This is a genomic window from Streptomyces sp. NPDC090106, assembly GCF_044747265.1.
In the GTDB taxonomy this organism is placed as follows: domain Bacteria; phylum Actinomycetota; class Actinomycetes; order Streptomycetales; family Streptomycetaceae; genus Streptomyces.
On the sequence record NZ_JBIVDS010000004.1, the window covers coordinates 227,594 to 239,069 of the forward strand.

Below are 11,476 nucleotides of genomic sequence, written 5' to 3' on the forward strand. Positions count from 1 at the left end.
AACGGTGAGCCCGGTGCCGAGAGGCACCGGGCTCACCGCCGAGGAACGTGTACGGCTACTTCAGGCGGGTGCCCGCGGAGCGCAGGTGGGTGCAGGCCTCCGTGACCCGGGCGGCCATGCTCGCCTCGGCCAGCTTGCCCCAGGTGCGCGGGTCGTAGGTCTTCTTGTTGCCGACCTCGCCGTCGACCTTCAGGACGCCGTCGTAGTTCTGGAACATGTGGGCCGCGACCGGACGCGTGAAGGCGTACTGGGTGTCGGTGTCGATGTTCATCTTGACGACGCCGTTGTCCAGCGCGGTCGCGATCTCCTCGGCGGTGGAGCCGGAGCCGCCGTGGAAGACGAAGTCGAACGGGGCGGCCTTGCCGTACTTGGCGCCGACGCCCTCGTTCAGGTCCTTGAGCAGCTCGGGCCGCAGGACGACGTTGCCCGGCTTGTAGACGCCGTGGACGTTGCCGAAGGAGGCGGCGAGCAGGTAGCGGCCCTTCTCGCCGAGGCCGAGGGCCTCCGCCGTGCGCAGGGCGTCGTCGACGGTGGTGTAGAGGGAGTCGTTGATCTCGTGCGAGACGCCGTCCTCCTCGCCGCCGGTCGGGGTGATCTCGACCTCGAGGATGATCTTCGCGGCGTGGGCGCGCGCGAGGAGCTCCTGGGCGATGGAGAGGTTGTCGGCCAGGGTCTCGGCGGAGCCGTCCCACATGTGCGACTGGAAGAGCGGGTTCTCGCCGCGCGCGACGCGCTCCTCGGAGATCGCCAGCAGCGGGCGCACGTACCCGTCGAGCTTGTCCTTGGGGCAGTGGTCCGTGTGCAGGGCGACGGTGATGTCGTACTTCTGGGCGACGATGTGGGCGAACTCGGCCAGGGCCGTCGCGCCGATCACCATCTCCTTGCTGTGCTGACCGCCCAGGAACTCGGCGCCACCGGTCGAGATCTGGATGATGCCGTCGCTCTCGGCCTCGGCGAAGCCACGCAGTGCCGCGTGCAGGGTCTGGGACGAGGTGACGTTGATGGCCGGGTAGGCGAACTTGCCTGCCTTCGCCCGGTCGAGCATCTCGTTGTAGACCTCGGGGGTTGCGATGGGCATCTGTCCGCTCCTTGAAGTGTGCGGGTTGGCGTGACTACGTGCTCGGCCCTGACCTAGACCTTGTGTGGGGGTGTGTGACGTCGTCGTCGCGCCCCATCTTTCCAGACGAACCGGGATGGTCGGAGCGGCCGTGCGTCCCGGTTCTCCGGTGCTCGCGTACGGGCCTCAGTCGAGGCCGAGTTCGTCCTTGGAGTACGCGAACAGGTACGGAACGCCCGCGCCCTCCTGGATCTTCACGTCGGCGCCCGTGGCCCGGTCGACGATGGTCGCCACGGCCACGACCTCGGCGCCCGCCTCCCGTACCGCCTCGACGGCCGTCAGCGGGGAGCCGCCGGTGGTGGAGGTGTCCTCGACGACCAGGACACGGCGGCCCGCGATGTCCGGGCCCTCCACGCGCCGCTGCATGCCGTGGGCCTTGGCGGCCTTGCGCACGACGAACGCGTCGAGCCGACGGCCCCGGGCCGCGGCGGCGTGCAGCATCGCCCCGGCGACGGGGTCGGCGCCCATGGTCAGCCCGCCGACGGCGTCGAACTCCAGCCCTTCGGTGAGGTCGAGCAGCACCTGCCCGACCAGCGGGGCGGCCTCCCCGTCCAGCGTGACCCGCCGCAGGTCGATGTAGTAGTCGGCCTCGAGCCCCGACGACAGGGTCACCTTGCCGTGCACCACGGCCTTGTCCTTGATCTGCTGCAGCAGCGCGCCGCGTACGTCCGTCATGCGGGTCAGCTTAGATGTGCCGCCAGGTCCAGGTCGTGGCGGCTTCGAGGGGTTCGAGGGGCGTGACCAGCCGGGGCAGGGTGTTCAGTCCGTTCGGCGGCCCGGTCTGCGGCTCCACGCACACGGCCGCGGCCTGCTCGTCGTAGAGGACCACCCACTCCTCGCGGGAGGCGACCTTCAGCTCCAGTTGTCCCGGCCAGGTCAGGGTCACGTCGACACCGCCGGGCATGCCGAAGCAGTCGTCCCAGGGCCCGGGCTTCGGATCGACGCGCCGCCCGGTGGGCAGGTGGTCGTCGCCGCGCTCCTCCTGCCACGCGGCCTCGAAGGCCATTCGCACGTCCTCGCCGCCGAGGTTCCGGTTGAACCACGGGTGCCAGCCGATCTGGGCCGGGAACGACGAGCCGTACGCCTCGACGGCCATGGTCAGCGTGAGCGAGTCCGGCGTGAGCGCCACGCTCTGGGTGACCCGGCCGGGGTGCGGCCACGGCTCGACGAGGTCGTAGGTGATCACGGCCTCGTCGGCGGTGACCCGCGCGGTGCGCCACGCGGCGTCGCGGGCGGTGCCGTGGATCGCGTGCGGCGGGGAGTTCAGCGGCATCTGCCGCACGGTGGCCCCGTCCAGGAACCGTCCGTCCCTGGTCCGGCCGCACCACGGCACCATGGGGAAGCAGCCGAACCGCTCGCCCTGCCGCAGCAGTTCGGTCCCGCCGATCCGCAGCCCACCCACCCGGCCGCCGTTGCCCGGCAGCACGGTCACCTCCGCGTCACCCGCGGCCAGCACAATCGCTTCGTCACTCACGGGACGACCCTAGTCTTCCGGCCCGCCCGGCGTCCGTCCGGTGTCCTTCCGGCCCGGACGCGACACGCTCAGCGCCGTCGGCGCAGTGCCCGCCCCACCACGATCACCGAGGCCACCGCGAGGGCCGCCGCCGGGGCCGCCCAGCGCAGCGGGATGCCGGACGCGACGGTCTGCGGCGCGGGCACGGGGGCGTACCGGCCGCGCGGCGGGGCGTGGTCGACCTCCTCGGCACTGCGCCCGATCATCGTGCGGCGCGCGTGCGCGGCCTCGACGGGGAGTTCGGGCGCGTTCTGCGGCGCGGAGGCCACCGGCTCCTCGGGCTCCTCGGGCTCCACCGGCTCCTCGGGCACCTCCGGGGCCTCCCCGGGCATCTGAGCCGGGGCCTCCCCCGGCTCAGCGGGAGCTTCGCCGGGCGCCTGACCCGGAAACTCCTCGGGCACCACCGGAACCTCGCCGGGCGCCGCCGGGGATTCCCCGGGCATCTCCTCAGGGGACTCCCCGGGTGCTGCCGGGGATTCTCCAGAGGGCTCCGGGGCCGTGTCACGGGTGTCGGCGGGGGCCGCAGGGGTGTCGGCAGGGGCGGCAGAGGTGTCGGCGGGTGCCGCTCCCAGATTCTCCGCGAACCGTTCCAGCAACCGGGCGACGGCGGAGGCGACCGCGTCGGCGGGCAGCTCCGCGAGACGGCCGTCCACGGAACCGGTCCCCTCGACGGCGAGCGTGGACCCGCCCTCCGCGTCCCTCACCCGCAGGGTGAGCGCGACCTTGACCGCGCCGCTGCCCCGGGCCTCGGTGCCGTCGCCCTCGACCGCGAACGCGTCGCCGTCGCGCCGGGTGACCCGCAGGGACCCCCGGTACGTCACGGAGTGGCTGCCGACGCGGACCTTGAGCCGTCCGGAGACGGGCTCCGCGCCGGCGTCCTGCTGGAGTCCGGGCACCGCCCGGGCCACCCTCGCGGGGTCGGCGAGGGCGTCCCTCAACCGCGAGGCCGGAACCGGAACGAACACGTCATGCTCCATGTCGGCCGAGCCTACCCAGGCCGCCGGTTCCCGCACCCGCGTTGGAGGAAAGTGACGCGGCCCGTTCAGCCCCCCGGCTTCAGCCCCCCGGCGTGACGAGCCCCGTCTCGTAGGCGACCACCACCACCTGGGCCCGGCTGGCGAGCCCCAGCTTGGTCATGGTCCGGTTGAGGTGGGTCTTGACCGTGGCCTCGCTGATGAAGAGACGGTCGGCCGCCTCGGAGTTGGTCAGCCCCCGGGCGACCAGCTTGAGGACCTCCACCTCGCGCCCGGTCAGCGCCTCCAGCCCGGCGGGACGCCCGGGGGCGTCGGTGGCACGGGTGAAGGCCTCGACCAGACGCCGGGTGACGGCGGGCGCGAACAGGGAGTCGCCGCCGTGGACGGCGGTCACCGCGGCGAGGAGGCGTTCGGGCCCCGCGTCCTTGAGGAGGAACCCGGAGGCCCCGGCGCGCAGGGCGCCGTACACGTACTCGTCCAGGTCGAAGGTGGTCAGGACGAGGACGCGCGGCGGCGGGTCGCCGGCCTGGGCGAGGATGCGTTCCGTCGCCTCGATGCCGGTGGTGCCGGGCATGCGGATGTCCATCAGGACGACGTCGGGGCGGGTGCGCGCGGCGAGGGCGACGGCCTCCTCGCCGTCCGCGGCCTCGCCGGCCACCTCCATGCCGGGCGCGGCGCGCAGCAGGGCGACCAGTCCGCCGCGGACGAGGAACTGGTCGTCGACGACCAGGACCCTGATGGGCGCCGGGCCGTTGCCGGTGTCGGTGTCGGTCATTCCGCGACGGTGTCTCCCCGGCGTGCGGTCCGTACCGACGTCGGCAGGGTCAGGTGCACGCCGTAACCTCCCTCACCGCGCGGGCCGACGACGATCGTCCCGCCGTAGAGCTTGGCCCGCTCGCGCATCCCGATCAAGCCGTGGCCGCCGCGCTCCTGCCTTCTGGCCGGATCCGCCCCCTTGTTCACCCCCTTCCCGCCGTGGGGGACGCCGCCGGGGGCGCCGTCGTCGGTGACCGAGGCCGTCATCTCCCCGGCCCGGTAGGCGAGTTCGACGGTGGCGTGGGCGCCGGGCGCGTGCTTGAGGACGTTGGTGAGGGCTTCCTGGACGACGCGGTAGAGGCAGAGCTGGACCCCGGAGGGCAGGGGGCGCGGGTCGCCGCTGACGGTGAGGGTGACGGGGACGCCGCCGGCCCGGACGCGCTCGACCATGCCGGCGAGCTGGTCGAGTCCGGGGGCGGGGCCGCCGTCGGGGGCGCCCTGGACGCCGTCGGCCCGCAACAGGCCCAGCATGCGGCGCAGTTCGGCGAGGGCCTCGGCGCTCGCGCCCTCGATGGCGTCGAGGGCGCCGCGCGCGGTGGGGGCGTCGGAGGTGAAGACGAAACGGGCGAGGCCGGCCTGGACGTTGATGACGGCCATGTGGTGGGCGACCACGTCGTGCAGTTCGCGGGCGATGCGGACCCTTTCCCCGGCGACCTCGCGGCGGGCCCGTTCGGCCTGTTCGGCTCTCAACTGCCTGGTCAGGTCGGCCGTTCGGCGGGCGGTGTGGCCGAACCACCACAGGACCATGGGGTAGGCGACGGACTGGGCGAGCACCGAGGCCATGGAACTGCCCTCGGTGACCAGTCCCGCGTAGATCCAGCTGCCGGCCATCAGCGCGGCGCACGACGCGGTGGTGCGGGCGGGGCGCAGGGAGGCGACGGTGTAGAACGCGAGCATCGGGCCGAGGGAGTTGACCACGGGCCAGTAGCCGAGGCCGGCGTAGACGGTGGAGGCGCCGATGACGAACCCGCAGACGGGGACCGGGAACCGGGTGCGCAGCAGGGTCGGGAGGTTGGCGAGGGCGACGAGTGTCCAGCCGAGGGTGTCGAGCGCGGGCCGGCCCTGGTGGAGGGACTCCCTGCCGAGCAGGACGGCCACGGTCGTCTGCGCCGCGGTGATCAACCCGTCGACGACGAGGGGGTGGATCCGCATCGCCGCAGCGTAGCCCCCGTGCGCGGGGCGGGGCGTCCCCTTTCCGCGGTACCGCGGAAGTCGTAGAAACCGCCCGGCTGCCACGGGAGTTGGCGCCCGGATCAAACCGGTGGCGGATTCGGCGGGACGGCCGGCGCCCGTACGTTTTCGACCGCGGGGCACACGGGGCCCGACGGGGGGACCCCGGCCCGCGACCGAAAGGGGACACCTGATGTCACAGAGGACCTGGCACCGCAAGGCTGTCGCCGTCACCGTGGCCGTGGCCGCGCTGGGCGGGGGCGCGCTCACGTTCGCCGGACCGGCCTCCGCCACCGTCGCCCAGGGGTACGTTTCGGGCACGAACAGCCCGACGAACGACTGGGGCGACGAGGGCACCCTCTCCTCGACCAGCCACGCGAACAGCAACGCGACCGCGCTGGTGCAGATGGCGCTGTGGGCGGACGGCGCCAAGGAGAAGAACGGCACCACGTTCGACTGGGCGGACATCGACGGCCGGTACGGCTCCAACACCACGGCCGCGGTCAAGTCCTTGCAGAAGCTGTACAACAGCAGGCTGGGCGCCGGTCTGGTGGTCGACGGCAAGGCCGGAAAGCTCACCCTGGGGGTTGCCGACGATTCGCTGCTGGCCCACTCCGACGGGACCGTCACGTACTACGGGTGGAAGCACAACTTCACGCTCAAGCGCACCGCCGCCGGCAAGTACTACCTGAAGGTCGGCAGCAGGGGCTGGAAGCTCGCCTCGTACACCACGCTGAACGTCGTCTGAGCCACACCGCACCGCCGCGGGGGCGGCGGGGGAAGAACGGCGGTCCGTCCTCCACGGGGAAGGGGGCGGGCCGCCGCTCCGTGCGCGCGGCGGTCAGTCGGCGTACCGGGGGTGCACGAGGGTCGAGGGGGGCAGGCCGGTGAGGCGGTGGCGGCGGGCGTCGCGGGCGTCCGCGGCGAGGGTCGCCGCGGTCAGGGTGCGGGGGCGGGGCGCGTGCGGGTCCAGGCCGAGGGGCGGGGCGGCGCGGGCGGCGGCCAGGACGAAACCCCAGTCCTGCGGGGCCCGGCTGGCGTCGGTCGTGCGGTCGGGGCCCGCGGCGAAGGCGCCGTCCCGGCCGCCGACGCGGTAGGGGACGGTGCGCAGGCCGGCCGCGCGCAGGGTCGTCTCGACGGTCCAGAAGACCCGGGACCGGGTGCGGACCGGGCCGGCGTGGACGGCCAGCCGTCCGCCCGGGGCGAGCGCGCGCCGGGCGAGGCCGTAGAACTCCTGGGAGTACAGCTTCGTGCTCGCGGTGATGCCGGGGTCGGGCAGGTCGGTGACGACCACGTCGTACGCCGCGGGCCGTACCCCGCGCAGCCACTGGAAGGCGTCGCCGGTGACGACATGCACGCGGGGGTCGTCGTACACATGGCCGTTCAGGGCGGCGAGGGCCGGGTCGCGGCGGGCCAGGTCCACGAGGCCGGCGTCGAGTTCGACGACGTCGACCCGGTGCACGTCCCGGTGGCGCAGGACCTCGCGGGCGGCGAGTCCGTCGCCGCCGCCGAGGACGAGCACGCGCGCGTGGGGGCCGTTCATCACGGGGTGGACGAGGGCCTCGTGGTAGCGGCGTTCGTCGCGTCCGCTGACCCGGAGCCGGCCGTCGAGGAAGAGGTCGAGGGGCCGGCCGGCGGTGCCGCCGGTCAGCACGACCTCCTGGACGTCGGTCTGCACGGCGACCCGGATGTCGTCGCCGTAGACGGCGTGCCGGGCGGCGCGTTCGAAGTCGTCGGCGAGGACGGCGGCGGAGGCGAGGAGGCCGAGCACGACGAGGTTGGCGGCCAGCAGGCTCCAGCGGGCGCGGCGGGTGAGGTCGCCGCGGAACAGGCCGAGGACGAGGGCGCCGCCGACGACGACGTTGACCGTGCCGGTGATGAGCGCGCCGGTGAGCTGGCCGAGGAGCGGCAGCAGCAGGAAGGGGAAGGCGAGCCCGCCGACCAGGGCGCCCACGTAGTCGGCGGCGAAGAGGTCGGCCACGGCGCCGCCCGCGTCCTGGCGGCGGATCCGCTGGATCAGCTCCATCAGCAGGGGTACCTCGGCGCCGATGAGCAGGCCGATGGCCAGCGAGAACGCCACGAGCAGCCAGCGGGGCCCGGCCGCCCACAGTCCGCCCCAGCCGCCGGTCCAGGCGAAGACGGCGTACAGCGCGAGGGCGCTGCACCCGCCGACCAGGGCGAGCGCCGCCTCGATCGCGCCGAACCCGGCCGCCGCGTGCCAGCGCAGCCGCTTGGCCAGCAGCGAGCCGACACCCATCGCGAAGACCATGACCGACAGGACCACGGACGCCTGGGTGACGGAGTCGCCGATCAGGTACGAGGCGAGGGCGACCAGTTCCAGTTCGTACACCAGTCCGCACGCGGCGCAGACGAAGACGCCCGCGAGGACGAGGAACCGGCCGATCGACGGCCGCACGGGCAGCCGCGCGGGACCGGCCCAGGGCGGCGGTGCGCCGGGTGGGGCGGGCGCGTGCGGATCGATCACGTTGCGACCGTACGTCACTGGATCGGCACGCTTCGTCACCCACACGTGTGGAACTGACGCCCCTTGAGGCGACCCGGGTTTACGCCGGCCCGGGGTCCCGCGGCCGGGTCCCCAGGTGCGGGCCCGCCTCAAAGCGCCGCGGGCACCCGTACGCCGACGCGGGTTCTCGTGGCCACCAGCTGGCCGTCCTGCGGGTAGGCGTGCCAGGTCCGCCACAGGACCTGGCCCTCCTGACGCTGGGCGAGCAGCGCGGTGAACGCGTGGGGGCTGCCGGGGAAGACCCCGGCCAGGCCGTGCGGGTGGTCGCAGACGAGGGCCAGCAGTTCCTGGGCGCGGCCGGCGAACTGGCCCGGGGTCAGCACCTCGACCCGGGCCGCGAACTCGTACTCCCAGTCGCCGACCCGTTTGGCGACGCCGAGCGGCAACGGGGTGCTGCTGCCGGGGATGCAGGCGACCGTCTCCGAACAGGTGCCCCGCTCCTCCTCCAAGAGCACCTGGTGGGAGGCGCCGAGCAGCCTCAGCTGGAGTTCCGCCCCCGCCAGCTCCAGATCGAGGGTGGCCAGAGCGGGCAGCGGCTCACGCCCCAGGGCCCAGGCGAGGTCGGCCGCGCGCGTGTCGGTGTAGGAGGTTGTCAGGGTCGTGAGCATGGATCGGCTCCGCTAGCACGCAGAAGAAAAGGGGCTGTGTGGGGTCCGGCGCACCCGGGTCGACACCGGGGAACACGGTCCGGTCGGCCCAGTCGGGGGGTCACGGCTCGGGGTCACGGCAAGGAGTTTCCGATGGCACGTCCGAGGGGCCGCCTGGTGATTTAGAGGGAATCATGAACCATGGCGCCGCCACAGCGTTTTTACCCAACTTCGTGGGGTTTCCATCCCTCAGAGGGCTGCACAGTTCAACTGTTCAACCACGGCGTACGCCGGTCTCGCGACAGCGCGCGTCTCGGCCTCGCACATACGTGGGGACACCTCCCCGGAACAGGGGACATCGCGGCGGACGGCCGCGGACAGCCCAGGGGCCGGACCCCGTCGGTGCGGGCCCGGCCCCTCGGTCGCGCCGGACGCGTGCCGCACGGCTCGGCTGCCCCGTGTCAGCCGTCTCCGCCGCCGCGTCCGCCCCCGGTCTCCCGGTGCGGCTCAGTTGCCGCCCCCGCAGCCGCCGCCCCCGCCGCACGAGGACCCGCCGCCGCACGACGAGCTGCTGCCGCAGGAGGAACTGCTCCCGCAGGACGAGCCGCCGCCGCACGAGGTGCCGCTGTCGCCCCCGCCGCCGGCCCACCAGCTGCCGCCGCCACTGCTGTACGCGCCCCGGCGTCCGCGCCTGCGGCGGGCGGAGCTCCTGCTGGTCGCGGCAACGATGACCGCGATCACGAAGACGATGAAGACGAGAGCCAGGATGATGGCAATGGTCATGCGTCATCCTCCTTCCGTGTCCCCCGGAACGACCCCCCGTGGGCGTCCCGGGTCCTGCGTGCGAGGGAGATGCCCCGTCGTCTCACCTGCCAAAGCAGAGTTGAGGAAGTCCAGAGCTTCGGCGCAGGATGACCGGCATGACCTCCACCGCACGACCGCACCTCAACCGCCGGCTCGCCGAGTTCGGGACGACGATCTTCGCCGAGATGTCCGCCCTGGCCGTGCGGACCGGTTCGATCAACCTCGGCCAGGGCTTTCCCGACACGGACGGCCCCGAGGAGATCAGGGAGGCGGCCGTGCGGGCCCTGCGCGAGGGCCACGGCAACCAGTACCCGCCCGGTCCCGGCGTGCCCGAGCTGCGCACCGCGATCGCCGCGCACCAGCAGCGCCGGTACGGGCTGTCGTACGACCCGGACACCCAGGTCCTGGTGACGGCGGGCGCCACCGAGGCCATCGCCGCGACCCTGCTGGCGCTCCTGGAGCCGGGCGACGAGGTCGTCGCCTTCGAGCCGTACTACGACTCCTACGCGGCGTGCGTCGCGATGGCGGGCGGCACCCGGGTGCCGGTGACGCTGCGCCCGCACGAGGGGCGGTTCCGCCTCGACCTCGACGAGCTGCGCGACGCGGTCACCGACCGCACCCGGCTGCTGCTCGTCAACACCCCGCACAACCCGACCGGCACGGTCCTGACCCGCGAGGAGCTGACCGCGATCGCGGAACTCGCCGTCGAGCGGGACCTGCTGGTCGTCACCGACGAGGTCTACGAGCACCTGGTCTTCGACGACGCCGAGCATCTGCCGCTGGCGTCCTTCCCGGGGATGGCGGAGCGCACGGTCTCGATCGGCTCGGCCGGCAAGACCTTCTCCTTCACCGGCTGGAAGGTCGGCTGGGTCACCGGCAGCCCCTCCCTGGTCAGCGCGGTCCGCTCGGCGAAGCAGTTCCTGACGTACGTCTCCTCGGGCCCCTTCCAGTACGCCGTGGCCAAGGCCCTCGCCCTGCCGGACTCGTATTTCGACGACTTCCGCGCGGACATGCTGGCCAAGCGGGACCTGCTGGCGACGGGTCTCACGGAGGCGGGCTTCGAGGTCTACCGGCCGGCCGGCACCTATTTCGTCACCACCGACATCCGCCCCCTCGGCGAGAGCGACGGCTTCGCGTTCTGCCGCGCCCTGCCGGAACGCGCGGGGGTCGTCGCCATCCCGAACGCGGTCTTCTACGACCACCGCGAGGCGGGCGCCCCGTTCGTACGGTTCGCGTTCTGCAAGCGCACGGAGGTGCTGGAGGAGGCGGTGGGGCGGCTCAAGACGCTCGCGGGCTGAGCCGGCGGCGCAACGACGAGAGCCCGGCCCCCGTCTTCCGGGGCCGGGCTCTCGCTGTGGGGCGACCGGGGTCGGCTACTCCTCGTCGTCCTCGGGCTTCTCGGCGTCGTTGACGTCGTCCTCCAGGCCGAGCTGCTCCACGAGCCACTTGTCGAACTCGATCGCGGCCCGCACCCAGCTCACCGTGGAGGAGACGAAGTGCTCCAGGCTGACCCCGGTGCCGATCAGCATCTGCGCCTCACCGATGAGACGGACGGTGCCGTCGTCGTGGGTGTGCGTGTAGAGCTTGGGCCACAGGGTGCGCCGGTTCCAGTCGTCGATGGACTCCAGCAGCGCCGGCTTCTCCTCGATCTGGTGCGGCCGGTCGTAGAACGTCCGCACCGAGAAGACCTGCTGGTCGCCCTCACCGCGGAACATGAAATACGTACGGAACTGCTCCCACGGCGCCGCGAGGTCACCCTCGTCGTCGACGACGTACTTCAGCTCCATCTGCTCCAGGAGCTGCTTCACAAGGTCCTGATCCGGGACCACGGGGCCCGCAGGCCCTTGCGGCTGCGGCTCGGGCTGGCCCCCGAAGTTCGGAATCGAGGACGGGTCGATGCTCACCGTGTTTTTCCCTTCGTACGGATTCCGCCATCCTCTCCCATCCGGGGAGGGGGGTGGCAACCCCCGA

At 73.1% G+C, this 11,476-nt stretch carries 12 protein-coding genes; 2 read left to right on the plus strand and 10 right to left on the minus strand.

What is annotated here, in order from left to right; genetic code table 11:
- Nucleotides 1-55: 55 nt before the first annotated feature.
- The 6 genes from fbaA to ACIPSE_RS14745 form a co-directional block, all read right to left on the minus strand.
- On the minus strand, nucleotides 56-1,078 hold the full coding sequence (fbaA, locus tag ACIPSE_RS14720) for a class II fructose-bisphosphate aldolase (protein WP_401662257.1): 1,023 nt from the start codon (nucleotides 1,076-1,078) through the stop codon (nucleotides 56-58).
- A gap of 165 nt (nucleotides 1,079-1,243) precedes the next feature.
- Nucleotides 1,244-1,792 (minus strand): orotate phosphoribosyltransferase, encoded by a 549-nt coding sequence (pyrE, locus tag ACIPSE_RS14725; RefSeq protein ID WP_401662259.1) that lies wholly within the window; start codon nucleotides 1,790-1,792, stop codon nucleotides 1,244-1,246.
- Between the two features lie 10 nt (nucleotides 1,793-1,802).
- Complete coding sequence (locus tag ACIPSE_RS14730) at nucleotides 1,803-2,591, minus strand: aldose 1-epimerase (RefSeq protein WP_401662262.1); 789 nt, start codon at nucleotides 2,589-2,591, stop codon at nucleotides 1,803-1,805.
- A 68-nt stretch (nucleotides 2,592-2,659) separates the two neighbouring features.
- Nucleotides 2,660-3,607 (minus strand): SRPBCC domain-containing protein, encoded by a 948-nt coding sequence (locus ACIPSE_RS14735; protein ID WP_401662265.1) that lies wholly within the window; start codon nucleotides 3,605-3,607, stop codon nucleotides 2,660-2,662.
- Nucleotides 3,608-3,686: 79 nt separating this feature from the next.
- A complete protein-coding gene (locus ACIPSE_RS14740; RefSeq protein WP_401662268.1) occupies nucleotides 3,687-4,379 on the minus strand; it encodes a response regulator in 693 nt (230 codons plus the stop codon).
- Nucleotides 4,376-5,572, minus strand: coding sequence for a sensor histidine kinase (locus ACIPSE_RS14745; protein WP_401662270.1), 1,197 nt, complete (start codon nucleotides 5,570-5,572; stop codon nucleotides 4,376-4,378). Before ACIPSE_RS14745 ends, ACIPSE_RS14740 begins: the two co-directional genes overlap by 4 nt.
- A 211-nt stretch (nucleotides 5,573-5,783) precedes the next feature.
- Between ACIPSE_RS14745 and ACIPSE_RS14750 the strand changes: the two genes are divergently transcribed.
- The gene (locus ACIPSE_RS14750; RefSeq protein ID WP_401662273.1) at nucleotides 5,784-6,338 is read left to right on the plus strand and encodes a peptidoglycan-binding protein; all 555 of its coding nucleotides are present in this window, start codon (nucleotides 5,784-5,786) and stop codon (nucleotides 6,336-6,338) included.
- 93 nt (nucleotides 6,339-6,431) lie between these two features.
- Here ACIPSE_RS14750 and ACIPSE_RS14755 read toward each other — a convergent pair whose 3' ends face one another.
- The 3 genes from ACIPSE_RS14755 to ACIPSE_RS14765 all read right to left on the minus strand — a co-directional run bounded on the left by ACIPSE_RS14755 (nucleotide 6,432) and on the right by ACIPSE_RS14765 (nucleotide 9,484).
- Nucleotides 6,432-8,075, minus strand: a complete 1,644-nt coding sequence (locus tag ACIPSE_RS14755; RefSeq protein WP_401662276.1) for a polyamine aminopropyltransferase — start codon at nucleotides 8,073-8,075, stop codon at nucleotides 6,432-6,434.
- Nucleotides 8,076-8,203: 128 nt separating this feature from the next.
- Nucleotides 8,204-8,722: a DUF2617 family protein gene (locus ACIPSE_RS14760; RefSeq protein WP_401662279.1), complete on the minus strand. Its 519-nt coding sequence runs from the start codon at nucleotides 8,720-8,722 to the stop codon at nucleotides 8,204-8,206.
- Between the two features lie 486 nt (nucleotides 8,723-9,208).
- On the minus strand, nucleotides 9,209-9,484 hold the full coding sequence (locus tag ACIPSE_RS14765; RefSeq protein ID WP_401662283.1) for a hypothetical protein: 276 nt from the start codon (nucleotides 9,482-9,484) through the stop codon (nucleotides 9,209-9,211).
- Nucleotides 9,485-9,612: 128 nt separating this feature from the next.
- On the opposite strand from ACIPSE_RS14765, the gene ACIPSE_RS14770 reads away from it, so the two are divergent.
- Nucleotides 9,613-10,803: a pyridoxal phosphate-dependent aminotransferase gene (locus ACIPSE_RS14770; protein ID WP_401662285.1), complete on the plus strand. Its 1,191-nt coding sequence runs from the start codon at nucleotides 9,613-9,615 to the stop codon at nucleotides 10,801-10,803.
- 75 nt (nucleotides 10,804-10,878) lie between these two features.
- Here ACIPSE_RS14770 and ACIPSE_RS14775 read toward each other — a convergent pair whose 3' ends face one another.
- Nucleotides 10,879-11,409 (minus strand): YbjN domain-containing protein, encoded by a 531-nt coding sequence (locus tag ACIPSE_RS14775; protein ID WP_401662287.1) that lies wholly within the window; start codon nucleotides 11,407-11,409, stop codon nucleotides 10,879-10,881.
- Nucleotides 11,410-11,476: the final 67 nt, after the last annotated feature.